This is a genomic window from Bacillus sp. FSL R5-0434 (assembly GCF_038004745.1).
In the GTDB taxonomy this organism is placed as follows: Bacteria; Bacillota; Bacilli; order Bacillales; family Bacillaceae; genus Bacillus; species Bacillus halotolerans.
Map to the genome: position 1 here is coordinate 1147744 of NZ_JBBORV010000001.1, position 25541 is coordinate 1173284.

A 25541-nucleotide genomic window follows, 5' to 3' on the forward strand; every position below is an offset into this window, starting at 1 on the left:
TGCAAATGTTTTTAAAAGCCGGAGATGTATAGATTAAAATAAGAAAGGATAGATGGGCAGAGAAATATATGCTCTATCTATCCTTTTTTTTACAACAGCAATATCGAAGTGTTGTTGCGCCAAAGTCCCCACGTTCCTTCAATATGAATGAATAGGTTTTAATGTTCTGCCGATAAAACTAGCTGATACTGGGCTTAACTTTAATTCCCTAGCCCATACAGAAAGTTGACCAATATGGTGGATTTCGTGAGCGATTATATGGTGTAATATTTCATCTCGCGTATATAGAACATCTTTCTCCCAAGGAACGCTTACAAGTTCATCTTTTATTTGCTCTGAATGTGTTTCTAAAACATCAATAATTTCAGTTCGGAATGTATTTGAGAGGGATTTCACTTTATCGAGTGTATGATAATCAGCGAACTGAACAACGATATCTTCTTTTCCTTGGATAGCACGAACCCAACTATATTCCACGTCAATAATATGAAAAAGGGTATATAAAATATTCTCTACCCCGCCAAGATGGTTTTTAAGTAACTCTTCAGTGCTTAGTTGATGACACCAAGTAAACCATTGATCTCTAACCTGCCAGTTATATTCAAAAAATTTTATCACTGAACTCACTCCATTACTATAATGTATTAAATAACAATTAGCCCTTTTTTCCGTGATTCCTCTTTTATTGAAGCAGTGATTGAGAAGTGTTTAATCTCTATCTGTTGTATGGCATTAAAAATAAAAAAGCATATCTCGTTGATGGTCCTGTTCAGACTAGGTATTCGAGGTTTATATGATTGAAGCAGCATGTTGCGCATTTTTCATTCTTGTTACTTTTACAAAGTAAGAATCGGCTTTTTCTTCATATACAATTAGGAGAAAACATAATAGACTTGAAGAAGCAGTGATACATAGGAGTGAAAAGAAATGAAAGAGATAAAAGAAGCTTATCAGCAGTGCGGACAGATTGTCAGCGAATACGCGCCAGCCTGTTACCAGGCATTCTCATTTCTCCCGCTGAAGCAAAGACAAGCTGCTTGGGCGGTTTTGGCGTTTTGCCATACGGCAGCCAGTGCAGACGAGAAGGCGATACCTGTATTTGAAGCTGAGGCTGAACATGTTTTTCAAAGGGCAAGTAACGGGAAACACGATTTGTGGAAAGCGTTCGACCATGCGTATCAGACATTTACATTAGACAGCGAGCCTTTTCGGGAGTTCCTTGCCGCAAAGAAAGATGAATCGAAGACGCATGAAACCCTTGATGAACTGCTCATGGACGCATATCAGACGGGCGGAAACGCGGGATTGATGCTGCTGCCGATGCTGACGCGCCGAAATCAAGATCAGCTCAAACAAGCAGCGGTCTCTCTCGGCTTGGCCATACAGCTGATTCGAATTTTAAACAATCTCGGAACGGACCAGCATCAAAAAAACCGCATTCCCCGCCAGGTGATGCAGCAATTCGGCTATACGGAAGACGATCTCCAAAAAGGCACCGTCAATAAAGCGTTCACGATGACGTGGGAGTACATCGCTTTTGAAGCGGAGGCCTACCTTGAAGAGTGCCTGGATGCCCTGCCGATTTTCCCTCAGTATTCTCAAAAAGCGGTAAAAGCTGCAGCTCAGCTGTACCGAGCCATTCTGGAAAAAATCCGAGCAGAGCAGTACAACGTATTTGGACACAAGCATGCCTTAACAGACAGCGAAGCAAAAATGATTCTGTCCGAGCTGTAAAAAAACACCCGGCTTGTTCTGCCGGGTGTTACGCCATACCTTTTTGAATCCAGATCCGTGAGCGCCATCTTCTGTACATTAAGATTCCCCGGACCCATTCATCCGCGATAAAAGAAATCCATACGCCGGCAAGCCCGAAACCGAGATGAATGCCGAATAGATAAGCAAGCGGAAGGCCGATGCCCCACATGGAAATCATCGCCATGTAGACCGGGAATTTCGCATCCCCCGCGGCGCGCAGAGAGTTAATAATAATCACATTAAACGAGCGGCCCGGTTCAAGGATGATGGTCATCGCAATCAAAAGGCTTGCGGTAGCAATAATATCAGGGCTTTGTGTGAAAATGCCGATAAGGTCTTTTGAAAAGATTGTCATCAAAACAGATGTGGCCGCAGCGATTCCGAGCGCCCAATACAAGCTTTTCATGCAGCGCTCATAAGCAGCGTCAAACTGTTTGCCGCCGATATAGCGGCCGATTAAAATTTGTGTGCCCTGGCTGATCGCAGTCCCGAAGAGCAGAATAAACATCGTAATATTCTGCGTATACACTTTGGTTGTTAAAGCCTGCGCCCCCATGATGGCAATAAAATATGTGACAATCATTTGCGAAAGGTTATAAGAAAGCTGTTCGCCTGCTGAAGGAATGCCGATTTTCAGCAGCTTGCGCAAATGGTCTTTATGCATATGAAATACTTTTTTCAACGACATCTTCAGCTGAATGCGTTTGTTTACAATGACAATCATCGCGATTAATCCGATAACACGCGCGATAGATGTGGACATGGCAACTCCGGCAACGCCGAGAACAGGAAAGCCGAACAGACCGAAAATGACAACAAAGTTTCCGGCAATGTTTAAAATGTTCATGCCGATTGTGACAAACATTGTATCTTTTGTGTGGCCGTAGCTTTTTAAGATCGCGCTGAATGTCATGATTAAAGCCTGAATAAAGGACAGACCTCCGACAACTTGTAAAAAGACTTTAGCGTCAGGCATCAGCTCATTTGATAATCCCATCATATGAAGCAGAGGAACTGCCGCAAAAAAGATGAGAGCGCTGATCGCAAGGCTGATGAAGAAGTTGGCTGCGATTGACACATAAGCGACTTCCATAGCTTCTTTCTTTTTCCGGGATCCTAAAAATTGTGAGATGACAACAGTTGTTCCTGTTGCGATAAAACTGAACATCACGATAATTAAATTCAAAATCTGGTTGCTGACGCCGACTGCCGCCACACTGTTATCTGAGTATTGGCTGAGCATCAGTGTATCAGCATTACCCATAAACATATATAATGAGACCTCAATAAAGATCGGCCAAGTAAGCGAAAATAATGAGAACGATTTGTCAGCGGGTTTTTTCAAAGCAGTTGATTTGAAGACAGCTTGTTTCATAGTGTCTAACCCCTTTCGTAAATAAAATCAACGTTTTAAAGTGTACCTCCATTTCCTTATAATAAAAAGGGAGAGAAACGATACTTCTTGCAAAAATCCGACTTAAAAAGGAGGGTGATCAAATTGCCTCGCATCCTGTTTACAGTCCCGCCTTTTCCGGTGTTTATTGCAGCCGGAGAAGGGGTTTTTAAAAAAGGAGAAACCCATGTCAAACGCGTTTTTTCTGTATTTGATCTGATATACGTCAAGCAGGGGACGTTATATATCACTGAAAATGAAAAATCGTTCTCTGTTGAAGGGGGCGAATATATCTTGCTTTCTCCCGGTCTTGAACACTATGGGACAAAGGGCAGTGATGAAGCGACCTCCTATTATTGGCTTCACTTTGATGAACATCAATATGAATTTACCGCAAAAGGGGGCAGCAATTGGGCAGAGCTTCAGCAGGAAAAGGGGAGCTTCGAGGAGCCGGCCCGCTACGGGCTCGCATTGCCGAGAAAAGGCAAGGTGCAGCGCCCGCAATTTATGGCGCAGCAGTTTGAAAGGCTCATTGATTACTCCGCAGAAAACTCCGATTTGCCGCTCAGAAAACAAATCTTGTTTGAAGAGCTGATGCTGCACCTTCAAAAGGAGGCGTTTCAAATTCCATCTGCAAAAGAGCGGGTGGCATGGGAGGCGGCCCGATACTTACAGGAGCATTATAAGGAGAAAACGACAATCAAGGATCTGTCGCTCGCCCTGCACTATAATCAGGATTATGTGACCCGCTGCATGCAGCAAGTGCTTGGTGTCACGCCGGGGCAATACACAAATCGGGTGAGAATGACTGAAGCAAAGCGTCTTTTATCCTCGACAAATGATAAAATGGGCGTCATCGCGGAAACGATTGGAATGGAGGACCCGACATACTTTTCAAAGCTCTTTAAGCAAATTGAAGGCATTTCACCAATTGAATACCGGAAAATTGTCAGCCGGAAAGTTCAATGAGCAGACGAGGGATGAAGATGAAAACGACAATTTACGATGTGGCGAGGAAGGCGGGTGTCTCGATCACGACCGTATCGCGCGTCATTAACCATACGGGCCGGATCAGTGACAAAACAAGGCAAAGGGTCATGAATGTGATGAAGGAAATGGAGTACACGCCCAATGTCCACGCCGCTGCTTTATCGGGCAAGCGGACCAATATTATCGGCCTTGTGACGCCTGATATTTCAAACCCGTTTTACGGCGAGCTCGCGAAAAGCATAGAGGAAAGAGCGGATGAGCTTGGTTTTCAGATGATCATTTGCAGTACCGATTACGATCCGAAAAAAGAAACGAAATATTTTTCTGTCCTAAAGCAAAAAAACGTAGACGGCATCATTTTTGCGACAGGAATTGAGAATCATGACAGCATGTCAGCTTTAGAGGAAATCATTAGCGAACATATCCCGCTCGCCATGATTTCTCAGGATAAGCCCCTTCTTCCGATGGATATTGTTGTGATGGATGATGTTCTCGGCGGGTATGAGGCTGCCAAGCATCTTTTGTCACTGGGCCACACGAGGATTGCCTGCATTGTGGGTGACGGGTCAACGACAGGTGAAACAGACAGAATCAAAGGATTCCGGCAGGCGATGGGGGAAGCGAATGTGCCGGTCGATGAGTCGCTGATTGTTCCGACACGCTTCTCTTTGGAGAGCGGAAAGGAAGAGGCGGGAAAATTGCTGGACAGGGATAGGCCAACCGCTATTTTTGCTTTTAACGATGTATTGGCCTGTGCCGCCATTCAGGCGGCGAGAATAAGAGGCATCAAGGTTCCGGATGACCTGTCCATCATCGGGTTTGATAACACCATCCTTGCTGAAATGGTCGATCCGCCCCTGACAACGGTAGCCCAGCCGATTAAAGAAATGGGGCAGCGCGTCATTGAACTGCTGGCGGAAGAAATCGAAGGAAAACGAAAGGCAAAACAAAAAATCGTGTTATCACCCGAGCTAGTGATCAGACATTCTACAGCACCGTTCAAGAAAAGAATCCGATAATACAGCGGGTTCTTTTCTTTTTGACAGCGAAGGCGAAAAAGATATTGCATGGGAAGAAAGGACATTGTAAAATGAAATCACCTTTTGAGAAAGCGCTTGCGCAAAAATATATCGGCCAAAAAGTGGATGAACCGCTATTTTTTTAATCATTCTGGTAAAGCGCTTTCATTAGGCGGAAAAAAAGGAGAATAAGGAGATGAGGACATGGGAAATCGAGTAAGATGCGCGGTAATAGGGTTAGGGAGACTGGGATACTATCACGCAAGAAACCTTATGACCAGCGTTCCGGGAGCTGAGCTTGTCAGTGTCGGTGATCCGATGACAGAAAGAGCCGAGCAGGTCGCTAAAGAATTCGGGCTTGAAAAATGGTCGGATGATCCGCATGAGATTTTAGCAGATCCCGAGATTGATGCAGTGGTCATCGTAACGCCGACAAGCACACATGGGGAAATGATCATCAAAGCGGCGGAAAACGGCAAGCAGATTTTCGTTGAAAAACCGCTGACATTAAACCTTGAGGAATCAAAATCAGTTTCTGAAAAAATAAAAGAGACAGGTGTCATCTGCCAAGTCGGTTTTATGAGGCGTTTTGATCCTGCATATGCGGATGCGAAACGGCGGATAGACGCGGGTGAGATCGGCAAACCCATCTATTATAAAGGCTTTACACGCGATCAGGGAGCGCCTCCCGCTGAGTTTATCAAACATAGCGGAGGGATCTTTATCGACTGTTCCATCCATGATTACGATATTGCCCGTTATTTGCTCGGAGCGGAGATCACTTCTGTTTCCGGACACGGCCGGATTTTAAACAACCCGTTTATGGAACAATACGGCGATGTTGATCAGGCGCTGACGTATTTAGAGTTTGATTCCGGCGCAGCGGGAGACGTCGAGGCAAGCAGAACCTCTCCATACGGCCATGACATCCGTGCAGAAATTATCGGGACAGAAGGCAGTATTTTCATAGGGACATTGAGAAACCAAAATGTGACCATCCTGACCGCTAAAGGGAGCAGCTATGAGATCATCCCAGACTTTCAAACTCGTTTTCATGAAGCCTACTGCTTAGAACTGCAGCATTTTGCAGAGTGCGTCCGGAATGGAAAAACACCGATTGTGACAGATGTCGATGCGACGATCAATTTAGAAGTCGGCATCGCCGCGACCGATTCGTATCGAAGCGGCAGGCCTGTACAGCTTGATGTGGAGCGTGCTTATACAGGTATGTAAAAGTTAATAGGTTCCATTTGAGGCTTTTCCGCCAAAAAAAGCAAGGACAGTTTAGCCCTTGCTTTCTCTTTTCTCATATAAATAGTACATATAATCAGTAGGTACGCCTGAATGGCCCAGCTGTCTTAGCATGGCTGTCACGTTCCCTCTGTGATAAGTGCCGTGATTGACGACATGCAGGATGGTGTCTGCATAGGTTGATTCCAGTGTACCGAGTTTCGGATGCTGCATGGAGAAGGTCTGTTCTAAGTCCGTTTGGCGGCTGAAGAAATGATGATACTGTAATTCCAACTCGGAAGCGTGCTGTTTAATCGCTTCCATATTGCCATGCGCGGACTCGAATTTGCCTGTGCCGTCTATAATCTCTTGGTAGTCCACTCCCGAAAGAACGTTCAGCCATATGTAGTCAGCCCTGCACATATGAAGCAGTACGTCACTGACTGAAGGGAATACGCTCTTTACTTCTTGAAAAGCAGTTTCCTCCGGCAGGTGTTCGATATGGTTCAAGATTCGCTTGTTCGCCCAGGAATGGTAGTCATAAAACTGTTTAGCATCAGTCACAAACATCGCCCCCTTTTCTAAATAGAATTCGATGTTTAGGCTGTGGTTTCCTCCAGTTAACGAAAGATCGAGAACAAGAAATAGACGGCGGCAGTCCACATTACCACCGCAGAACATTTGTTTACGATCAACATAAGCCTGCCGCTCGTATCTATCGTCTGAAACAGCCGGCCCGCTATTGCAAGACTGATAAACCAAATCCAAGACACAGCGATGCAGGCGGCCATAAAGAGCCATTTCTCCAGTCCAGAATATTGTAAAGAGCTTGTACCGATGACGCCGACAGTGTCTAAAATGGCGTGCGGGTTTAACAGAGACACGGCTGCGGCAAATGCGGCTTGTTTCTTTGCTGTGAATATATTGTTTTCTTTGTCATCCGTTTTCGGACGGCTGTTCCATGTCACCCAGCCCATGTAAATGAGAAACAAAAATCCCACGGCCATCATTCCCGTCTCAAAAACAGGCACCTGCTGCACAATGACAGATACACCCGCAACCGCTAACACAATGAGCAGGGTATCGCAGACAGAAGCACTGATGACGGCTGGAAGCGCCAGCCAAATATGCCTTTGCCACGCTCCCTGCTGAAAAATAAACACATTCTGCGCCCCCAGCGGCAAAATTAAGCTGAAGGCCAGCACGATTCCGTGAATCATTGCATTCATGCTGAAAAACTCCTTTCACATCTGTTTTTCTCATAATAATAGAGAAGATTTTACATGTCTCCGGCCATTTGGTTGGTTTTGAAACCAGCCAAATGTATAATGTAAAAAAAGGGGGCTTGACGTTGTCACATTGGCAGCCAAGCCGTGAATCGGACATTCCGCTTCATCGGCAAATCGAACAATATATAAAAGAAAAAATTCTCCATGGCGAGTGGGCTGTAGGGACGAAAATTCCGTCGCAAAGAACGCTGGCGGATATGTTTCAGGTCAACCGAAGCACAGTGACATCGGCGATTGATGAACTCACGTCTCAAGGTCTGTTAGAGGGGAGAAGAGGCGGCGGCACAAAGGTAGTAAACAGCACATGGAGCGTGCTTGCGTCAGCTCCGCCGCTTGATTGGAGCACCTATGTCCGCTCAGGGATTCATCATCCCAATTCTTCTATCATTCAGGATATCAATAAAAACGAGGCGCGAGCGGATATCATTCGGCTGGGGACGGGAGAGCTTTCACCAGAGCTGCTGCCGGCTGAAACGATGCGCAGGATGTTTCAGCAAATCAATCCGCATGTTCTGTCTTTAGGATACGAACAGCCGAAAGGGAATATAGACCTGCGAGAGGCGGTGGCTGAGCATTTAAAAACAAAGCATATCAATGTGTCACCTTCAGCCATTTTAATTGTATCCGGCGCACTGCAGGCGCTCCAGCTCATTTCGATCGGGCTTTTAAAGCGGGACTCAGTCATTTTGACAGAAAAACCTTCCTATCTTCACTCTTTGCATGTTTTTCAATCCGCAGGGATGCGGCTTCGCGGTGTGCCGATGGATGAAGAAGGAATGCAGGCGGGGCTGATTTCAGCTTACCGGAAGCAATACGGTGGCCAGTTGCTTTACACGATCCCGTCGTTTCATAATCCGACTGGCATTGTCATGACAGAGAAGAGAAGGGAAGAGGTTGTCAGTCTGTCAAAAAAAGAGCAGCTGCCGGTCATTGAGGATGATGCGTACGGTGATTTGTGGTTTGAAGAACAGCCGCCGCTGCCGTTAAAGTCGATGGATCAGGAAGGCAATGTCCTGTATCTCGGCACGTTTTCGAAAACAGTAAGCCCCGGTCTTCGAATCGGCTGGCTGGCCGGCCCGGAACCAGTTATTGAAAGGCTGGCTGACATTAAAATGCAGACGGATTACGGATCGAGCGGCCTCTCTCAATGGGCCGCGGCGCAATGGCTGTCACAAGGATATTATGAAGAACACCTCGCTTGGGTAAGAAAGGAGCTGAAGAAAAGGAGAGACGCGGCACTTCAGCTTCTTCAGCAGTATGCAGGAGATATTGCCGAGTGGGAAATCCCAGCCGGCGGCTTTTATATATGGGTCACATTCCACAAACAACTGCCTGTCAGGCAGCTGTTTCTTGAATTATTGAAACAGCAGGTGCTGGTGAACCCCGGTTCCGTTTATGACGGCGAAGACCGGCACAGCATCCGGCTGTCGTATTCCTATGCGTCTCTTCAGGATCTGAAAATCGGCATCAAGGCGGCTGCAGATACAGCCCGCCGCCTGATGACGCAGGCTTAAGCTAGACGATGACAGCTCCCAGCGCTCTGGCAAAGGCCATTGCGTGCTCCGGAGCAATTTTGCAGCCCTTTAATTTGTCTAGTGAGACATGGATCTGTTCAAACCGGCAGGAACTGATGTCCACGTTTTGAAGTGACGTACCGGTAAAGTTGGCGCCCTCCAGTTCGCACGCATCAAAGTGTGTCTGCTGAAGCGCCATGCTGCTGCATTCACTTTGCAGAAGGACACAATGATGAAATAGAACGTGTTTCATACTCGAATAATAAAATGAACTGAATTGTCCGTGACATTCCTCGAACGATACATTCCGCAGCGTTGAGTCCGCCAGGTTCATCCCGACCATTTTCGATTGCTTGAATAAAGTTCTGTGCAGAACAGCCCCGCTGAAATCGGCGTTCGATACATCACATTTTTCGAAAATCACATCTGTCAGCTCAATAAAACGAAAGGAAACATCGATAAACACGACATTCCGAAATACGGTTTTTTCAATACAAAGCCTGTCTATGTCCTCACCGGAAATTGAACAATCTTCAAATAAATGCATGCTGATCACATCATCTGTTGCAGCCGTTTCATGAAAATCGGCAGCTTGCAGGTTTTCTGGTACGTACGGTTTTTGAATCGCTGTTTTATTCATCATTTGACATCCTTTACATTCCTGAATGACCTAAAGCCATCAGGATCAATTTCATTGATCGTTTCCGCGGATTGATACATATAGTAAAACGTGAAGAGCCTTTTCTGGGTGCTGCACCCCGCTTGTTTTGTAAGCATAAATGCAAAGCTTCCCGCACGTCAAGGCGTTTACAAGACGGGAAAGAAAAGGGAATAGGAGGAATGTGGAGTGGGGCATTACGTAAAAACCGAGGAGCATGTGACACTGTTTGTGGAGGATATCGGGCATGGAAGGCCTATTATCTTCTTGCATGGCTGGCCGCTGAACCATAAGATGTTTGAATATCAAATGAATGAGCTGCCGAAAAGAGGATTCCGTTTTATTGGCATCGATTTTCGGGGCTACGGTGATTCCGATCGCCCGTGGGAAGGCTACGATTATAATACGATGGCAGATGACGTGAAGGCCGTCATTTATACGCTGCAGCTTGAGAATGCGATTCTCGCCGGCTTTTCGATGGGAGGTGCGATTGCAATCCGCTACATGGCAAGGCATGAGAGCGCCGATATCGATAAACTGGTTTTATTGTCAGCGGCCGCGCCAGCATTTACAAAGCGCCCGGGCTATCCGTACGGCATGAGGAAACAGGACATTGATGACATGATTGAACAATTCAAAAGCGATCGGCCGAAGACGCTTGCTGACCTGGGAAGACAGTTTTTCGAGAAACAAGTTTCTCCGGAGTTCCAGCAATGGTTTCAGAATCTTTTGCTGGATGCTTCCTCTTACGGAACGATTCACTCAGGCATTGCGTTAAGAGACGAGGATCTCAGAAAGGATCTGGCGGAAATCAAGGTGCCGACACTCATCTTGCATGGCAGAAAGGACAAAATCGCTCCGTTTGATTTTGCCAAAGAATTAAAACGCGGCATAAAGCAGTCAGAATTGGTTCCGTTTGAAAACAATGGGCACGGGCTCTTTTATGAGGAAAAAGAAAAAATAAACAGCCTGATTGCGCAGTTTGCTAAATAAAAAAACCCGATCAATGTCGGGTTTTTTAAATGATGCCTTTGTGCTGCAATTTTTTGATGATCAAATCAGCTCCATCCGCAATGGACGTTTGGTCAGATTCAATGATCAAATCGGGAGAAAGAGGCGCTTCATAGGGAGAATCAATCCCCGTGAAATGTTTAATGTCTCCGTTGCGCGCTTTTTTATAAAGGCCTTTCGGATCCCGCTGTTCACAAATCTGGAGCGGGCACTTCACATAAATTTCGAGAAATTCTCCATCGGGAAACAGCTCTCTGACCATATCCCGATCCTCTCTGAACGGAGAAATAAAGGCTGTTAAGATCATTTGGCCGCTATCGACAAACAGCTTCGCGACTTCCCCGATCCGGCGGATGTTTTCGATTCTGTCCTCAGCCCGAAAGCCGAGATCTCGATTCAATCCGTGGCGGATATTATCGCCGTCAAGAACATAACTCCGAATTCCCATGTGATAGAGCTTTTCATCTACGGCATTGGCAAGCACTGATTTTCCTGAGCCGGACAGACCGGTAAACCAAAGGGCGCAGCTTTTATGCCCGTTTAAGCTCTGTCTGTCAGATTTTTGGATCACCGCTGGATGCCAAACGATATTCGGGTTGTGTGTCATTCTGATCCCCCGCTGTTTCTCTGAATGGCAACAGGCTGCTGATGGAGCCCTTTTATCAGCACGCTTGCGACCTCGGGCCGGCTGAATTCTTTCGGCGGCTTTTTGCCTTGGCGGAGAAGCTCCCTCACTTTGGTGCCTGATAAATGGATGTGATCCCTCGCGCTGTGCGGACATGTTTTGGAGGTGCCCATATTTCCGCATTTCCGGCAGTAAAAGCTATGCTCAAAAAACAGCGGCTTGATACCCAGCTCTTCCTCGGTGAATGATCCGAAAATGGTCTGTGCGTCGTATGTTCCGTAATAGCTGCCGACGCCTGCATGATCGCGTCCGACGATAAAATGGGTGCAGCCGTAATTTTTGCGGACGAGCGCATGGAAAATCGCTTCACGCGGTCCGGCATACCGCATGGCGGCAGGGAACACCGATAACATCACCCGATCCTTTGGATAATACTGGTCAAGCAACACTTGGTAGCTTTCCATTCTGATATCACTCGGAATATCATCTGATTTCGTTTCTCCTACTAGCGGATGAAGCAGCAGACCGTCGACGGTTTCCAACGCTGTTTTTTGAATATATTCATGGGCTCTGTGAACGGGATTCCGCGTCTGAAAGCCGACAATCGTTTTCCAGCCGAGCTTATCAAAGGCCGTTCTCGTTTGTGCCGGCGCTGCATAAAACTGTTCGAAGGACTTATCGGGAAGGCGGCTGACAAGGATAGGCCCTCCAATACAAAAGTCCGGACGCTCCAGCAGTTTTTTTACTCCGGGGTGGGCGGGATCGTTTGTTTTATAAACAGACAGCGCCTCCTGTGTTTTATCTGGCTGATAGATATCGGTCACTGTCATCATGCCGTACGTCACGCCGTGTTTCACAAGCTTCACGTGATTTCCGACAGACAGCTGTTTGGCTGTTTCTTCGCTGACAGGCAGCGTAATAGGCAGGCTCCACGGCAAACCGTTCGCCAGCCTCATCTCTTTCACAACGGAATGATAATCTTTTTCTCCCAAAAAACCTGTTAACGGGCTGTAGCCGCCGATCGCGATAAGCTCGAGGTCGCTCAGTGCCAGCTGATCAAGCTCAGCTTCGCAAGTGCAGCCATCAAAAGTGCATGCGGGATCGAAGCGGTTGATTAACACCCCTCCATGGGGCTCGATTGCATTCACGTGCTTAACCTCCATCTTTGCGTTTTACATTGTTTTTTAATAGTCTGCCATTTCTTCGCTGGACGGGCTTTCTCATCAATAGAAAATGTAGATTGAAACCTGCCGGCGCTTCCATTCTCACGACATACGGTCTTTCATTCCTGGTGCAGACCGCATTCAGTTTTCTCGCGTCCGGCCCATCTTCCCGCTCTCTCATCATTTGGGTTTGAAGAAGGCAATGTGCACATTTCACAGCCTATGCTCGGGTAATTTTGATCGTGCAGTTTGTTGTAAGGCAAATTGTGGAGCCGGATGTACGTCCAAACATCATCCCATGTCCAGTGAATGAGCGGACAGATTTTAATAAGCTTAAATTTCTGATCCTGATTGATGAATTGAATATGCTTTCTCGTCGGCGATTGCTCCCGGCGCAGACCTGATATCCAAGCTGTCATGCCAGATAAGTGTTTTTGCAGAGGTGCAATTTTCCGTAATTGACAGCAGAGATTCGGGTTGTGTTTCCATAATTCATCGCCGTATTGCGCCGCTTGTTTTTTTAAGTTCAGCTCGGGTTCAAGCAGCTGGATCGTAAATGCCGGGTATTTTTGTTTGACGGCTTCGATCAGCTCATATGTTTCCTGAAAATGGAGCCCTGTATCTAAAAAGATGATGTGCGCATGTTTGTTGATCTTTGAAATTAAGTCGAGAAGCACCATCCCTTCAGCGCCAAAGCTGCATGCATACACGATCTTATCCCCGTATGTCCTGTAAGCCCATTTCAATACATCGAGCTCATCGATCAATTGGTTCGTCATCTCTTTTGCCAGCGTTTCGTTCCATGTGTCAAAGGTGATGTGTTCGTTCAATATTTTCCCCCCGTTTTGCATCTGTCTGTTTTTTATCTATTGATCGAGTTATAGGCAGACTATTCACTTTTGAGATAAAGGTTCAGGGTTTTTAGGTGTGCGGCCGCCTAAAATGAGGAGACGGAGGCGCGGCGGAACCAATAAGAGACCAGCTGAATATGCTTTTTAGCAAAATGGTTTTATGCCCAAGGAGAGGTATTATGCCGATTACCATTTATCAGGGGCATCATCATTCACTTGCCCCGGCAGATATCAATATCGTTATTGACGTCATTCGAGCCTTTACCGTGGCCCATTTTGCTTTTATCGGCGGGGCGAAAGAAATTCTCTTGGTCCGGACAACTGAAGAAGCTTTCAAGTTGAAAGAAACCTATCCGGATTATGTATTAACAGGAGAGGAAAAGGGGGTCGGAATCAAAGGATTTGATTTGGATAATTCTCCAAAACGTATGGCAGAGCAGGATATGGCGGATAAGCGGCTGATCCAGAAAACGACAAACGGCGTCACAGCGGCGTTAGGAGCGCTGAAGGCCAAGCATCTTTTTGTGACCGGATTTTCTAATGCCAGAACAACAGCGGAATATGTGAAAAAGCTCGCTGCAAAAGATTGTGTGCTGAACATTGTGGCTTCCCATCCGTCAGGTGATGATGATATGGCGTGTGCGGAATATATCAAAAGCATCATAGAAGGGACGAATGGTGCGGCGGCCGAAGTGATTGAAAGAATCAAAAACTCATCCGTTGCGGAGAAGTTTTTTGACAGGAGCCAGCCGTTATTTGAACCGGAAGACATTGCGTACTGTACAAAAGAAATAACGGGCGATTTCGTGATGAAAGTAAAACAAGAAAGAGAAGTTCCAACGATAGAGAGGGTCATGATATGAATGATTTTTCACTAGAATTGCCAGTGAGAACAAGTAAACCGAGAGAAAACGGACAGACCATTTTAATCGACAACGGCTACCCCTTACAGTTTTTCAAAGATGTGATAGGCGCGGCATCCGACTATATAGATTTTGTGAAATTCGGCTGGGGCACTTCATTACTTACGAAAGACCTTGAAGAAAAAATCAGCTCCCTGAAAGAGCATGACGTGAAGTTTTTCTTCGGCGGCACGCTGTTTGAGAAATATGTAAGCCAGAATAAAGTCAACGAATTTCATCGGTACTGCACCTACTTCGGGTGCGAATATATTGAGATTTCAAACGGCACTCTCCCGATGACGAATAAAGAAAAAGCGGCTTATATTGCTGATTTTTCTGATGAATTTCTTGTGCTCAGCGAGGTGGGCAGCAAGGATGAGGAAGTATCAAGCTGCCAGTGCTCTGAGGAATGGCTTGAGTATATTCTCGAAGATATGGAGGCAGGCGCAGAGAAAGTGATTACGGAAGCAAGGGAAAGCGGGACAGGGGGGATCTGTTCCAGCAGCGGAGATGTCCGGTTTCAAATCGTTGATGATATCATTTTGTCGGATATTGATATCAGCCGAATGATATTTGAAGCACCGAACAAAACGCTCCAGCAAGGTTTTATTCAAAGGATCGGGCCGAATGTCAATCTGGCGAATATCTCATTTCATGATGCGATTGCTCTGGAGACTTTGCGCTTGGGGTTAAGATCCGATACCTTTTATTTGTAAAACAGCGGCTGCAGGGCTCTCTGTATCGGGAGAGCCTCTTGCCTATTATTTTTTATGACGGTACATAGGCGTAAGTATGGGAAGAGAGGTCAGGCGGATGTTATAGATGAAGTCGATGACTCTTGTTGATATCACTTGGCAAATCAGAGCTTGAATCACAATGCCCCAGGCAATAATTGATGCGGTAATCATAAAAATGATGCAATTCATAATGAGCAAGATGGTTCCCGGGTTTCCGCCCCGGTAAATTGAGATCATAAGAGCAAGGGCTCCAAACCCTCCGTTAGAAATTTTATATTTGTATAAAAGTCCGATGCCGAGTCCTAATAAAACAGCGCCGCTTGCCAAATCAAGCCACAGGTTTGAGGTGATGTCCGGAAAAATGACATCGAAGATCAATACCGATACAGAGGTGACGGTAATCGAGGCGAGAGTTCCGGTGAATGTTCTCATCTCCAGCCATTTTAAAGCAGTGAAAAGCATCGACACATTCACAGCCCATACCGAGAAGCCGTGGGGAATGTGAAACAAATGGTGCAATAAGACCGCAATACCTGCCGCCCCGCCTGTCGGAATATCATGCGGAAATAAAAATAAGGACATGCCGAGTCCCTGTAATACACCGCTTGTGACAATCATAAACGTGAGTTTTGCTTTCATCAGCAGTTCAGCCATTAAGTCATTTGCTCCTTTATGAAAAGACTTGTCCGCTGTTACCATTTTATGAGGCTGTCCATGATTTATGTCTATAAATAAAGGGATGGTACAGCTTAAAACGCTGAACCATCCCACATATACCGATTGATGATCTCCATATTGATCTCTTTGCCGATCCCTGTTCCTTTCGGGAGGTGCACGATACTTTTTGAAGGCTGAAGGCTGATCAGTTCTGTAAAAGGATTCTCCATTACGTCCCACTCAATCGGTTCAATTTGGTCGTTCTCCATTTTTGACCACGGAGGCAGACAGGCCTGCGCAAATAAAGCATAAAGCCGGGAAAGAGCACCGTCATAGGCATGGGCAGACGCTCTCACACCGAAATAACGCGCGAGCTGGAGGCAGTCGCGAAACTCATCGATTCCATTGACATGCATGACATCAGGCTGAATAATATCCAGGCAGCGCTGTGAGAGGAGAGGCGCAAATTGTGCCGCGCTTTTCATATTTTCTCCGCCGGCGACAGGAACGGATAAACGGCTCCGCAGCAAAGTGTAATCCTGCGGCTGGTCAAAAGGCAGAGGCTCTTCCAGCCAGCTAAAATTGGCCCATTTCGAAAAAAGACGCTCCCACTTTAAAGCTGCTGCTGTATCGTAGCTTTGGTTTGCGTCCAGAATAATAGAAACAGAGCTGCCGGCCGTGGTTTGCAGGGCAGTGATATGCCGCACATCTTCCTCAAAGGTTGTCCCGCCGATTTTGACTTTGATTTGATTGAAGCCCTGTTTCAATTGAACTTCAACATTCGTAAGCGAGCTGCTTATCCATTGCGGATGGTCTGAATATGATTGGAAAGAGGCATATACAGGGAGTTCTTCTCTGTACCGCCCGCCCCACATGTCGCATACGGAACAACCTGCCGCTTTTGCCGCAATCTCCGTCAGTGCCATGCTTACAGCCGATGCCGCCCGCTGATGCCATTTTTTGATTGTGCGCACTAAAGGCAGGCGGCTGCCTGCCTGTTTACCTAAGAGATAGGGAATGATTCGTTTTGTGAAACCGACATGCAGGGCCGGGAGCCAATCCGCGCACTCTCCCCAGCCGTCAATGCCGCTTTCTGTGATAATTCTGATCAGATAGCATGTCCGGTATTGTTTAAATCCGTTTGCATCTCCGTAAGGTTTCTCTAATCGGTGCAAGAGCGGAAAGGTCTCGATCCGTTCGATTTTCAAACCGGACGCTACCTTTCCTCAGCCGGCTGAAGCCGATTGCCATTCATTGCAGGCTCTTCTTTTTCATTCGTTTCTTCTTTATTTTGTTTGACATGAATCAGCGTAAGCACAAGAATACCGACAACCAGTGTCAAGCCCGCAATGCTTAAGAACATGCCGGGTCTTGACCACTGCATCAAGCGCCCGAAAATAGGAGGCCCGATCGCCACCCCCAGAAAACGCACTGATCCGTACAGCGATGTCACAAAACCCCGTCGTTCTTTGCCGACAGCGCCTGTGATAAAGCTGTTAATACAAGGAAGGACAAGGCCTGAACCGATACTGCTCAGCACGAGAACGCTGATAAAGAGGACAAGATTTTCAATGAATGACAGTGCCGCGTAAGACACAGTCATAAACGCTAAACCGATGACGATCAGTTTTTTCATTAACGATTGCTTTTGTCCGATTTTGCTGCCCGTCGTATAGGATGTCACACACATGACCAAAAGGGGAATCGCCAAAATCAGCCCTTTTTTGACGCCGTCTGTATCGTATGTTTTTTCCAGTACGTCTGATAGGTAAAACAAAATGCCGAATAAGGTAAACAAACAGGTAGCCCCGGCTAAATAAGCGGTAAACAGCCATCTGCCTTCATGCTTAAATACACTTAACAGCCCTTTTGCATATTTTCCGATAGGAGGCGGTTCTTTTTCTTTTTCCTTTTCTTTAATAAAAATCCAAGTCAGTACGATTGAAATGATACAAAACACAGGAAAGGCAAAAAATGCGCCATACCAAACGATCAGGGCGATAAGTGAACCAATAATCGGCGATAGAACTTTCCCCATTCCGTTTGACGCTTCAACAAGGCCGAGCACTCTGCTTTCCTGCGCGCCTTTAAATAGGTCCGCTGACAGCGCCATCGCAATCGGTCCCGTTCCGGCTGCTCCGATACCCTGAAGAGCCCGGCCAGCCATGACCCACGGATAAGCATTGTCAAAAAAACCTGCCGCAAACCCGGCCAGCAATCCGCCTGCTCCATACAAAAATAAGCAGGGAATAATGATGATTTTCCGTGAAAACCGGTCTGCGAGATAGCCGACAATCGGAATCGCAAACGCCGCAATCAGGGAAAACACCGTGATCACGAGACTGACTTGAAATTGGGATAAATGAAGTTCAGATTTCATTTTTGGCAGTATAGGAATAAGCATAGAGTTTCCAAGGGTTAATATTAAAGGGATTGAACCGATAGCTACAATCGTCATTCCGTTATTTTGTTTTGATGTTTCCATCTCAAAGCACACTCCTTTTCTTCTGCTTAGAGTGTCCCTGAAGGCATTAAAAAAACCGAACAGAATCTTCCTGTTCGGGTAAAAAAGGGTTAACCGAGCGCTTGTGAGATGACAGCGAATAATTGTCTGTTTCGTGCAGGCAGCATCTTTTTTTGGTACATCATAAGCGGGGGCTCATCGTCTAAGTGAAATCCCATTGCTTCCAGGCTGTCATGCAGCAACGGGCTTTCCCCAGGCACGTCGATTCGGATGGGTCCTTGTTTTCCTGCGGCCAGCCTGTTGACCAATACAGCAGCGAGACCCGGTGACGGTGCGATAAGCGGGCCTAATTTCAGATTGGCCGGTGTTTGGACAGATAAGCCATAGCCAATGAATGTGCCTTCATTATTTCTGGCAATTACACATTCCGCTGACTGAGAGATCAAATGATGCAGAAGTGCTGCTCTGTCTCCGCCAAAGGCGGCTTGATCAGCCGCGATTAATTCCGGAAAATCCTTTTCTGTAAAAGATGTCAGTTCAATGTCATGCTGCTTTGTAAGCGGCTTGAAGCTTTGACAGCTGTATTTGCGGATTGAACCCGCTGTTTGAAATCCGGCTTTTTCATAAAGCGGCAAACCTTCCTTCGTGGCGCAAAGCATGATGGCGGTGTTTTCATCGACTTGGCTGATACACGCGTTCGCCATACGCCGCCCCAGACCTCGCCGTTTGTACTCGTTGTCGACGATAACGAGTCCGATAGAAGCAAGTCGGCCATACAAAAACAAACCGATGCAGGAGATGATGTCTCCTTGGCTGTTTTGATACCCGAAGAAGCGTCCATGTTTTACAAGCAACTGTAGCTCTCGTTCGCCGTAATCCGGCCACCCGGCTTGCCGGCACAGACGCAATAGGCCGGGCACATGTTTTTCAGTAAGCTGAATCAGCTCAATTGCTGAATGCATGTCATCACCTGCTTGTTCCTGTTTTTTTGTACATCACAATATGGGTGCCAATGCCGGAAATCTCAAACGGCTCGCCAAGTTCTTTCCAGCCAAGCTTTTCGTAATAGCCTTTCACATGGTATCTTGCGTTGCACCAGACCGCCTGCACGCCCATATCGGCCAGCTTCTGCTCCGCGTATGTGATCAGTGTGCTTCCGGCTTTTTGATCACGGTATTCTTCGAGCGTTGCCATGCCTCTAAGCCGATATGCGGGTGAATCAGTCAATAGCGGCTGATTTTCGGGAGAAAAGGAAGCGATGCTGATCAGCGTTCCTTCAAAAAAAGCGCCGAGATGGAAAGAGCCTTCTGCTTGATCCTGTTCATATTTGCATTGTTCAATTGATTGATGGGGACGCAAAATGCGGTTCCTGATTTCATATGTATCTTCTGCGGGTATGGTTTTCACTTCAAGCATGATGTTCCTCCTCTTATGTGATTTATTTTCTATATCGTAACACGAATCGGGTTTGAAAAAGACTGCCCAATTGGTTCGGACAGTCTTAGAAAGCGATGTTAATGCAAATAAATATTCTGACGCTGTTCATCTTTTTGCTTAATGTAAGAAGTAAGTTCCGACGTCAAGTCAGATCTGAGAAAAGGCGTGATTAAATAGATGCCGTTAAACAGCTCGCAGGCAGTATCCAGCAGGGAGCGTGCAATCGCAAGGCCTTCCGCCTTTTGTTTCTCTTTATCTTCGCCGGCGCGCGCCATTTTTTCGCGGATGGAATCGGACAGCTTGATGCCCGGAATTTCGTTATGGATAAACTCAGCGTTCCGGCTGCTTGTCAGCGGCATAACGCCGATATAAATCGGAGTCTTCAAATGCTTTGTTTCATTATGAATATCGACAAGCTGCTGCTCCGAATAGACGGGCTGTGAGATAAAATAATCAGCGCCGCAGTCTATTTTTTTCTCCAGCCGTTTTACGGCTTTATCGAGATGGCGGACGTTTGGATTAAAAGCAGCGGCCACTGAGAAATTGGTTTTCTTTCCGAGCGGTTTTCCGGACAGAGACAGCCCTTCATTGAACTGTTTAATCAGCCTGATTAAATCAAAGGATGTTAAATCATAGACAGACGTTGCACCCGGGAAATCACCGATTTTAGAAGGATCGCCGGTAATCGCCAGCACATCATGCAGCCCTAATGTGTCGAGTCCCATTAAATGTGACTGGAGGCCGATAATGTTTCGGTCCCGGCATGTAATATGGACAAGAGACCGCATATCGAGCTGCTGCTTGACAAGGGCGCCGCAGGCAACATTGCTGATCCGCGGGGTTGCCAGTGAGTTATCGGCGAGCGTCAGGGCATCGATTCCCGCTTCTTTTAATTCGGCAGCGGCGGACAGAAATTTGTCAAAGCTCAATTTCTTCGGCGGGTCCAGCTCAACAATAATTGAGCGCTTTTCCGCAGCGATTTCATTTAATCCCGGCTCTGTCCGTTCGTGCTGAACGGTCACCAATTCCTTTGCCCGAACCTTTACATACTTTTCCGTAACAGGGGCGAGTCCGCCCACAGCCTCTGCCATAGCCCGGATGTGGTTTGGCGTGGTGCCGCAGCAGCCGCCGATAATCCGCGCGCCTTGCTTGCGGAACTCAGCTGCGCTGTTTTGAAAATACTTGTCGTCAGTTTCATATACAAGCCGGCCTTCTTCGAGTGAGGGGAGGCTGCTGTTCGGGTAGACAGATAAAAACACGTCATCAAAAATCGGCACTTCACTGAGCGCTTCAATCATGTGGTAAGGGCCGAGCCGGCAGTTAATGCCGACGATATCGGCACCGAGATCCGCAACCGAGCGCAGCGCATCAGAAAGCGGCGTTCCATCCTGAAGTACGCCTTGCTCATGCATGGATACATTCAGCATAATCGGAAGATCGGTTTCTTTTCGGGCGATTTTCAGCACTTCACGGGCTTCTTCCAAATCATAATACGTTTCTAACAGCAAACCGTCTGGCTCTTCATGCAGCAGTAAATACAGCTGTTCGCGAAAGCTTCGTTTGATTTCGTCAAGGCTGTACGCATTTTTGTTAAACGTGCGGATGCCGCCCATCGTCCCGAGCACATACGCATCGCCGGCGGAAGCCCGCGCGATTTTTACAGCCTCCTGATTCATTTTTTTGATGTCATCTTCAAGGCCGTGTCTCGATAATTTAATATAGTTCGCTCCGTACGTGTTGGTCTGAATGATGTTTGCTCCCGCTTCGACATAGGCTTTATGTATACGCTGAATTTCCTCAGGTTTTGAAAGATTAAGCTCCTCAAAGCACCTGTCTATTCCGAAGGAGTAAAGCAGCGTGCCCATTGCGCCGTCACCGATTAACACCTGTTTCTTCAAATCTTCTAAAAGTCCCATTGTCTGCCTCCTTTATTCACATTCAGCAAGGAAAAAAGAGAAATAAAAAAAGTCCTCTTAAGAAGAAGACTTTGTCAGTGATATTGTCTCTTCTTATCTTCCAAGCTGTTCGAGCTTGCTGGATTTAGCACCTTGGTCATGGCAATGCGCCATTACACCGGTTGCTGAAGCTTCGTCGGGCCAGTCCCTCTGCTTCTCTTGATAAGAACGGATATGAAATTTTACATGTTCAGGAGATGCCAAAAGATGCCTGGCATTTTCCCTTTCTCCAAATTTACCGAAAATAAAGACAATAATCAATAGGAATCAGAAAATTTATCTGAAATTTATAAATTGAACGTCAATTGGCAGATCGGCACCTCGAACTGCTGCGATAACCTGCTGAAGATCATCCTTGTTTTTTCCGGTGACACGCACTTGATCATCCTGCACTTGAGATTTTACTTTCAGTCCGGAGTTTTTGATGATGGTATTGATTTTTTTGGCGTTGTCTTTGTCAATCCCTTGAACAAGCTTTGCGCGCTGGCGTACGGTGCCGCCGGACGCGTTCTCAATTTTGGCGTAATCAATGTTTTTTGTAGGCACGCTGCGCTTAATCAATTTGCTGACAAGCACATCCTTGAGCTGGCTTAATTTGAATTCGTCATCGGAAACAAGAACAAGCTCTTCTTTATCTAATGAAATGTCACTTTTGCTCCCTTTGAAGTCATAGCGTGTGCTGATTTCCTTCAGTGCGATTTGAATCGCGTTTTGCACTTCAGGGAGTTCCACCTTGGATACAATATCAAATGAACTTTCTTTTGCCATATGAAAACCTCCATAACATTTAACTTATGTGTTGATTATAGTAGAATAAAGAGAAACTTCCAACAGAACAAAGAATCAATTTGTGATGATTGGAAAAAATGTTAACAAGATCCGCAGTGAAATAAGCGGGAAGAGGAAGGACGATAGCATGAGACCAGGGCAGCAATTAACCTTGAGTATAGATCACGAAACGGACTTCGGTTACTTTTTAACCGATGGAGAAGATACGATTCTCTTACATAACAGTGAAGTGACAGAGGATATAGAAGACAGAGATGAGGTAGAGGTATTTATATACGTTGACCAGCAGGAACGGCTTGCAGCAACGATGAAAATTCCGGTCATCAGCGCTGATGAATACGGATGGGTAGAAGTGGTGGACACGGTAGAGGATATGGGCGTATTTGTCGATGTCGGCCTTTCGAAAGACGCGCTTGTCGCAACAGAGCATCTGCCGCCGTATGAAGATGTCTGGCCGCAAAAAGGGGATAAGCTCTACTGTATGCTGAAGGTGACAAATCGGGGGCGCATGTTTGCCAAACCCGCACCGGAGGACATCATCAGCGAGCTGTTTACGGACGCTTCAGACGATCTGATGAATAAAGAGCTGACCGGAACGGTGTACAGGCTGATCGCTTCAGGATCGTTCATCATTACGGATGACGGAATCCGCGGTTTTATTCATTCATCAGAAAGAAAAGAAGAGCCTAGACTCGGCTCAAAAGTGACAGGACGTGTGATTCAAGTGAAGGAAGACGGCTCAGTGAATATGTCGCTTCTTCCGAGAAAGCAGGATGCGCTGTCTGTTGATGCCGAGTATATTCTTAAGTATTTAAGAACGAGAAACGGCGCCATGCCGTACAGCGACAAAAGCCAGCCCGATGATATCAAAGAACGTTTTAACATGAGCAAGGCTGCCTTTAAACGGGCGCTTGGCCACTTAATGAAAAACGGAAAAGTGTATCAGGAAGACGGCTGGACATACGAGAAAAAATAGTGCATGAAAAAGGCTCACCTGCAGCAGAACTGCGGAGCGAGCCTTTTTTATTTCTAATTTAATTCATCAACCAGCGTTCTGATTGCCATTTCGCGATCCACATTGTCTGAAATCGCGATCGGCGTAATATCAATGGCAAGAATGACAAGAATCAGCGCACCGGCTGCGGCAACATAAGAAACATAATAGAAATAGTTAGCGGTATCGACCGTGTTGACGAGCTCGGCTTGAACTCTGGACGTATCATCCTTGGAAGCGGCGATGTCCTTTGCAGCTTCTACTTTTTCTTCAACGATTTGACCTGCTTTTTTCAGCAGTTCATCTACCTTCATTGCATCTTTGCTGTAAACAGCTTTCTTCAGATTGTCAAAAAAGTCAGCATCCTCTTTTTTGATATCAGCAACAACCTGATTGGCAAAAGCCTTTGCCTGTTTTGTGTTGAGCTTGTCAGTCATGGCTTTATTAAATACCTCTGGAAGCTTTTTGCCCACTTCACCCTGAGCAAACACAAACCCTTTAAAAATCTCTTCACCTGAATACTCAAGCTGCTTCGCCTGTGCTACACTTTCCTGCTGCTTCACCAAAAACACTGTCGTCACCAATACAACCGACAAAAATACAAGAAACGCCTTCTTCAAACTGAAACCTCTCCCTTCTTTTCTTTTTTATTCCACTTCAGTCTGCGTATATATGTAAATTGAAACGTGGAATCAATTGGAGTGAGATACAATATCAAAATGCCGGCCATGATGAGTGAAAAGCTGATTAAACCCAGCATAACCGCGAATATCTCGTGCATAAAAACAGCGATGATTAAAATCAATCTCCAATGCTTCTTCGGCGCGAACAGTGCCGCAAAGATGACAATCTGGACGAGAAGCGTCCCCCATGTCGGAATCACCACAAACGGACTAGTCACAAACGGCTTCGTTAATGCCTGAAAAAAGCCGTTGAAGCCGATGGTTTTTTCCTGGGCGAAATAATAGACGGCTGTACCGTCAACCCATTCCTGCTGAGACAGCTTAGCGACAGTAGAGTGAAAATAAAGCACTGCCACTTGGAGTCTGATGACAAAATAAGAAATAAATGCTGTGATTTTTCCAATTGTTCTTTGGCCCTTTGCATCATCAGGCCTTCCGCTCCAATGCCATTTTCTCGGATCGGTCAGCGTGATAGGAATGAGCAAAAATGTCATAACTGCGGCCGCCTGCTCGCCTCCGTCGATGACAATTAACGACGACTGCAGGCTGTAACTGACATACCAATGGAGAATCCCGGTGATTCTGGGGCGCCACCCGATCACAACAAGCACCAGAATGGCAATACAGACCCACCTGAACAGATTTAACATCATATAGTTATTTTCGCCGAGGCAAAAGAGACTGAGATTCATTTTACAAGCAGGGTAACTGCTGATTCCGCTGGCTGGCTTCATAATGAGGCTCGGATGATTGACAAGCAGCGTCAGCAGGCTGGATAAAGCAATAATGCTTCGCGCGAGTCCGTATACATTTGTCCACGGGTTTTTTTTGTCCCATCCGGTGATGGTCTGTTTTATGTTTTCGAGCATGAGATCACAACCTTGACTATGCTTTTTACCTGATAAGACGAAGCGGTGTATTTAGAATAACTCCACGGAACGATATCCTCTTTCGTTAAATAATAGCTGCCGCAAAGCAGCGGGCGGGGCGCCGGTGTTTGCAGCTGAACGGTTTTGGCTTTGCTTTTGCAGGCACTCAGGTCCGTTTCTTTACATTCTGTCCACTGTTCCTTGCCGACTTGGCTGTAGATCACGCCCATTTCTACGCCCTGCGATCGCCCATAACGATACAGGCCGAATAGATTATCAGCCCTCATATTAGGCCACCTGACCTTGGCGCTGGCATCTCCATCTTCATATAAGCCGATGGCGGTATCACGGGGGTTTTTGCTGAAAAAGCCCCAGCCTTGAGGAATGACGCTGGACATGAGAAATTTGGAGTCCTTTGTCAGCGGAATCGGTGTTGTCCCTAAGCTGCCAATGATTGAAAACAGAAATAAAGACCCCCAGAGGACTGAAAAAATGATAAAAAATGATATCGATTTCTGCATTCGACTGCTCCTTTTTAAACTGAAGAAATTCATTT

25 protein-coding genes, 2 pseudogenes and 1 riboswitch are annotated in these 25541 nt (G+C 46.4%); of the genes and pseudogenes, 9 read left to right on the forward strand and 18 right to left on the reverse strand.

The genetic code is table 11. From position 1 onward, the window contains the following. Window positions 1–138 precede the first annotated feature (138 nt). Window positions 139–618, reverse strand: coding sequence for a DinB family protein (locus NYE43_RS05870; RefSeq protein ID WP_024120855.1), 480 nt, complete (start codon window positions 616–618; stop codon window positions 139–141). Window positions 619–904: 286 nt separating this feature from the next. On the opposite strand from NYE43_RS05870, the pseudogene NYE43_RS05875 reads away from it, so the two are divergent. Continuing rightward, window positions 905–1734 (forward strand): annotated as a pseudogene (locus NYE43_RS05875) (phytoene/squalene synthase family protein). A 28-nt stretch (window positions 1735–1762) separates the two neighbouring features. Here NYE43_RS05875 and NYE43_RS05880 read toward each other — a convergent pair. Next, window positions 1763–3130, reverse strand: a complete 1368-nt coding sequence (locus tag NYE43_RS05880) for an MATE family efflux transporter (RefSeq protein WP_095713661.1) — start codon at window positions 3128–3130, stop codon at window positions 1763–1765. Between the two features lie 123 nt (window positions 3131–3253). On the opposite strand from NYE43_RS05880, the gene NYE43_RS05885 reads away from it, so the two are divergent. The 3 genes from NYE43_RS05885 (at window position 3254) to NYE43_RS05895 (ending at window position 6390) form a co-directional block, all read left to right on the forward strand. Further along, window positions 3254–4117: an AraC family transcriptional regulator gene (locus NYE43_RS05885; protein ID WP_095713660.1), complete on the forward strand. Its 864-nt coding sequence runs from the start codon at window positions 3254–3256 to the stop codon at window positions 4115–4117. A gap of 17 nt (window positions 4118–4134) precedes the next feature. After that, window positions 4135–5157 carry a LacI family DNA-binding transcriptional regulator gene (locus tag NYE43_RS05890; protein WP_024120859.1) on the forward strand — a complete coding sequence of 341 codons (1023 nt, stop codon included), beginning with the start codon at window positions 4135–4137 and terminating at the stop codon, window positions 5155–5157. 204 nt (window positions 5158–5361) lie between these two features. Then, window positions 5362–6390 (forward strand): Gfo/Idh/MocA family oxidoreductase, encoded by a 1029-nt coding sequence (locus tag NYE43_RS05895; RefSeq protein WP_341061257.1) that lies wholly within the window; start codon window positions 5362–5364, stop codon window positions 6388–6390. A 51-nt stretch (window positions 6391–6441) separates the two neighbouring features. Here the strand turns inward: NYE43_RS05895 and NYE43_RS05900 are convergent, their stop codons facing one another. Together NYE43_RS05900 and NYE43_RS05905 are read right to left on the reverse strand one after the other, a co-directional pair. Further along, complete coding sequence (locus NYE43_RS05900; RefSeq protein ID WP_216394533.1) at window positions 6442–6951, reverse strand: DinB family protein; 510 nt, start codon at window positions 6949–6951, stop codon at window positions 6442–6444. A 56-nt stretch (window positions 6952–7007) separates the two neighbouring features. Further along, entirely contained in the window at window positions 7008–7616 is a 609-nt protein-coding gene (locus NYE43_RS05905) for a LysE/ArgO family amino acid transporter (protein ID WP_185848096.1), read from the reverse strand. Window positions 7617–7732: 116 nt separating this feature from the next. Between NYE43_RS05905 and pdxR the strand changes: the two genes are divergently transcribed. Continuing rightward, window positions 7733–9190, forward strand: coding sequence for a MocR-like pyridoxine biosynthesis transcription factor PdxR (gene pdxR / locus NYE43_RS05910; protein ID WP_185848095.1), 1458 nt, complete (start codon window positions 7733–7735; stop codon window positions 9188–9190). A 1-nt stretch (window position 9191) separates the two neighbouring features. Here pdxR and NYE43_RS05915 read toward each other — a convergent pair whose 3' ends face one another. After that, window positions 9192–9830, reverse strand: a complete 639-nt coding sequence (locus NYE43_RS05915; RefSeq protein WP_024120865.1) for a pentapeptide repeat-containing protein — start codon at window positions 9828–9830, stop codon at window positions 9192–9194. Window positions 9831–10037: 207 nt separating this feature from the next. On the opposite strand from NYE43_RS05915, the gene NYE43_RS05920 reads away from it, so the two are divergent. Beyond that, a complete protein-coding gene (locus tag NYE43_RS05920) occupies window positions 10038–10841 on the forward strand; it encodes an alpha/beta fold hydrolase (protein WP_059293068.1) in 804 nt (267 codons plus the stop codon). A gap of 25 nt (window positions 10842–10866) precedes the next feature. Here the strand turns inward: NYE43_RS05920 and cysC are convergent, their stop codons facing one another. The 3 genes from cysC to NYE43_RS05935 form a co-directional block, all read right to left on the reverse strand. After that, on the reverse strand, window positions 10867–11466 hold the full coding sequence (gene cysC, locus NYE43_RS05925) for an adenylyl-sulfate kinase (protein ID WP_185848094.1): 600 nt from the start codon (window positions 11464–11466) through the stop codon (window positions 10867–10869). Next, window positions 11463–12632, reverse strand: a complete 1170-nt coding sequence (gene sat, locus NYE43_RS05930; protein ID WP_326366223.1) for a sulfate adenylyltransferase — start codon at window positions 12630–12632, stop codon at window positions 11463–11465. The genes cysC and sat overlap by 4 nt, the downstream gene beginning before the upstream one ends. Before the next feature lie 134 nt (window positions 12633–12766). Continuing rightward, a complete protein-coding gene (locus tag NYE43_RS05935; RefSeq protein WP_341061262.1) occupies window positions 12767–13477 on the reverse strand; it encodes a phosphoadenylyl-sulfate reductase in 711 nt (236 codons plus the stop codon). Window positions 13478–13677: 200 nt separating this feature from the next. On the opposite strand from NYE43_RS05935, the gene NYE43_RS05940 reads away from it, so the two are divergent. Together NYE43_RS05940 and NYE43_RS05945 are read left to right on the forward strand one after the other, a co-directional pair. Continuing rightward, on the forward strand, window positions 13678–14361 hold the full coding sequence (locus NYE43_RS05940) for a 2-phosphosulfolactate phosphatase (protein ID WP_341061264.1): 684 nt from the start codon (window positions 13678–13680) through the stop codon (window positions 14359–14361). Continuing rightward, the gene (locus NYE43_RS05945) at window positions 14358–15116 is read left to right on the forward strand and encodes a phosphosulfolactate synthase (RefSeq protein ID WP_105990569.1); all 759 of its coding nucleotides are present in this window, start codon (window positions 14358–14360) and stop codon (window positions 15114–15116) included. The genes NYE43_RS05940 and NYE43_RS05945 overlap by 4 nt, the downstream gene beginning before the upstream one ends. Before the next feature lie 45 nt (window positions 15117–15161). Here NYE43_RS05945 and NYE43_RS05950 read toward each other — a convergent pair whose 3' ends face one another. The 7 genes from NYE43_RS05950 to NYE43_RS05980 form a co-directional block, all read right to left on the reverse strand. Next, on the reverse strand, window positions 15162–15791 hold the full coding sequence (locus NYE43_RS05950; protein WP_341061267.1) for a YitT family protein: 630 nt from the start codon (window positions 15789–15791) through the stop codon (window positions 15162–15164). A 95-nt stretch (window positions 15792–15886) separates the two neighbouring features. Further along, on the reverse strand, window positions 15887–17002 hold the full coding sequence (locus NYE43_RS05955; RefSeq protein WP_341061269.1) for a mandelate racemase/muconate lactonizing enzyme family protein: 1116 nt from the start codon (window positions 17000–17002) through the stop codon (window positions 15887–15889). Between the two features lie 8 nt (window positions 17003–17010). After that, window positions 17011–18279: an MFS transporter gene (locus NYE43_RS05960; RefSeq protein WP_213418504.1), complete on the reverse strand. Its 1269-nt coding sequence runs from the start codon at window positions 18277–18279 to the stop codon at window positions 17011–17013. Window positions 18280–18368: 89 nt separating this feature from the next. Then, the gene (locus NYE43_RS05965) at window positions 18369–19220 is read right to left on the reverse strand and encodes a GNAT family N-acetyltransferase (RefSeq protein ID WP_341061272.1); all 852 of its coding nucleotides are present in this window, start codon (window positions 19218–19220) and stop codon (window positions 18369–18371) included. 4 nt (window positions 19221–19224) lie between these two features. Further along, on the reverse strand, window positions 19225–19674 hold the full coding sequence (locus tag NYE43_RS05970) for a GNAT family N-acetyltransferase (protein ID WP_101860826.1): 450 nt from the start codon (window positions 19672–19674) through the stop codon (window positions 19225–19227). A 98-nt stretch (window positions 19675–19772) separates the two neighbouring features. Further along, window positions 19773–21611: a bifunctional homocysteine S-methyltransferase/methylenetetrahydrofolate reductase gene (locus NYE43_RS05975; protein WP_103672315.1), complete on the reverse strand. Its 1839-nt coding sequence runs from the start codon at window positions 21609–21611 to the stop codon at window positions 19773–19775. Between the two features lie 90 nt (window positions 21612–21701). Beyond that, window positions 21702–21819: riboswitch (SAM riboswitch) on the reverse strand. Between the two features lie 107 nt (window positions 21820–21926). Beyond that, window positions 21927–22418, reverse strand: coding sequence for a YajQ family cyclic di-GMP-binding protein (locus NYE43_RS05980; protein WP_044156433.1), 492 nt, complete (start codon window positions 22416–22418; stop codon window positions 21927–21929). Between the two features lie 98 nt (window positions 22419–22516). Here NYE43_RS05980 and NYE43_RS05985 point away from each other — a divergent pair. Beyond that, window positions 22517–23415 (forward strand): annotated as a pseudogene (locus NYE43_RS05985) (CvfB family protein). A 53-nt stretch (window positions 23416–23468) separates the two neighbouring features. On the opposite strand, the gene NYE43_RS05990 reads toward NYE43_RS05985, so the two are convergent. Genes NYE43_RS05990 through NYE43_RS06000 form a run of 3 tightly spaced genes read right to left on the reverse strand, consistent with a single transcriptional unit; the run spans window position 23469 to window position 25506 of the window. Next, window positions 23469–24053 (reverse strand): sporulation delaying protein family toxin, encoded by a 585-nt coding sequence (locus NYE43_RS05990; RefSeq protein WP_024120881.1) that lies wholly within the window; start codon window positions 24051–24053, stop codon window positions 23469–23471. Beyond that, entirely contained in the window at window positions 24050–24985 is a 936-nt protein-coding gene (locus NYE43_RS05995) for a sporulation-delaying protein SdpB family protein (RefSeq protein ID WP_216394528.1), read from the reverse strand. Before NYE43_RS05995 ends, NYE43_RS05990 begins: the two co-directional genes overlap by 4 nt. Then, window positions 24970–25506 carry an SdpA family antimicrobial peptide system protein gene (locus NYE43_RS06000; RefSeq protein WP_024120883.1) on the reverse strand — a complete coding sequence of 179 codons (537 nt, stop codon included), beginning with the start codon at window positions 25504–25506 and terminating at the stop codon, window positions 24970–24972. Before NYE43_RS06000 ends, NYE43_RS05995 begins: the two co-directional genes overlap by 16 nt. Between the last annotated feature and the right edge of the window lie 35 nt (window positions 25507–25541).

Excerpts from the sequence above, each read along its gene's own strand:
- NYE43_RS05890 (WP_024120859.1), top strand. The coding sequence starts at position 4,135 with ATGAAAACGACAATTTACGATGTGGCGAGGAAGGCGGGTGTCTCGATC.
- NYE43_RS05995 (WP_216394528.1), bottom strand. The coding sequence starts at position 24,985 with ATGCTCGAAAACATAAAACAGACCATCACCGGATGGGACAAAAAAAAC.
- NYE43_RS05975 (WP_103672315.1), bottom strand. The coding sequence starts at position 21,611 with ATGGGACTTTTAGAAGATTTGAAGAAACAGGTGTTAATCGGTGACGGC.
- NYE43_RS05940 (WP_341061264.1), top strand. The coding sequence starts at position 13,678 with ATGCCGATTACCATTTATCAGGGGCATCATCATTCACTTGCCCCGGCA.
- cysC (WP_185848094.1), bottom strand. The coding sequence starts at position 11,466 with ATGACACACAACCCGAATATCGTTTGGCATCCAGCGGTGATCCAAAAA.
- NYE43_RS05970 (WP_101860826.1), bottom strand. The coding sequence starts at position 19,674 with ATGCTTGAAGTGAAAACCATACCCGCAGAAGATACATATGAAATCAGG.
- NYE43_RS05965 (WP_341061272.1), bottom strand. The coding sequence starts at position 19,220 with ATGCATTCAGCAATTGAGCTGATTCAGCTTACTGAAAAACATGTGCCC.
- NYE43_RS05905 (WP_185848096.1), bottom strand. The coding sequence starts at position 7,616 with ATGAATGCAATGATTCACGGAATCGTGCTGGCCTTCAGCTTAATTTTG.
- NYE43_RS05960 (WP_213418504.1), bottom strand. The coding sequence starts at position 18,279 with ATGGAAACATCAAAACAAAATAACGGAATGACGATTGTAGCTATCGGT.
- NYE43_RS05915 (WP_024120865.1), bottom strand. The coding sequence starts at position 9,830 with ATGAATAAAACAGCGATTCAAAAACCGTACGTACCAGAAAACCTGCAA.
- NYE43_RS05950 (WP_341061267.1), bottom strand. The coding sequence starts at position 15,791 with ATGGCTGAACTGCTGATGAAAGCAAAACTCACGTTTATGATTGTCACA.
- NYE43_RS05895 (WP_341061257.1), top strand. The coding sequence starts at position 5,362 with ATGGGAAATCGAGTAAGATGCGCGGTAATAGGGTTAGGGAGACTGGGA.
- NYE43_RS06000 (WP_024120883.1), bottom strand. The coding sequence starts at position 25,506 with ATGCAGAAATCGATATCATTTTTTATCATTTTTTCAGTCCTCTGGGGG.
- NYE43_RS05980 (WP_044156433.1), bottom strand. The coding sequence starts at position 22,418 with ATGGCAAAAGAAAGTTCATTTGATATTGTATCCAAGGTGGAACTCCCT.
- NYE43_RS05945 (WP_105990569.1), top strand. The coding sequence starts at position 14,358 with ATGAATGATTTTTCACTAGAATTGCCAGTGAGAACAAGTAAACCGAGA.
- NYE43_RS05880 (WP_095713661.1), bottom strand. The coding sequence starts at position 3,130 with ATGAAACAAGCTGTCTTCAAATCAACTGCTTTGAAAAAACCCGCTGAC.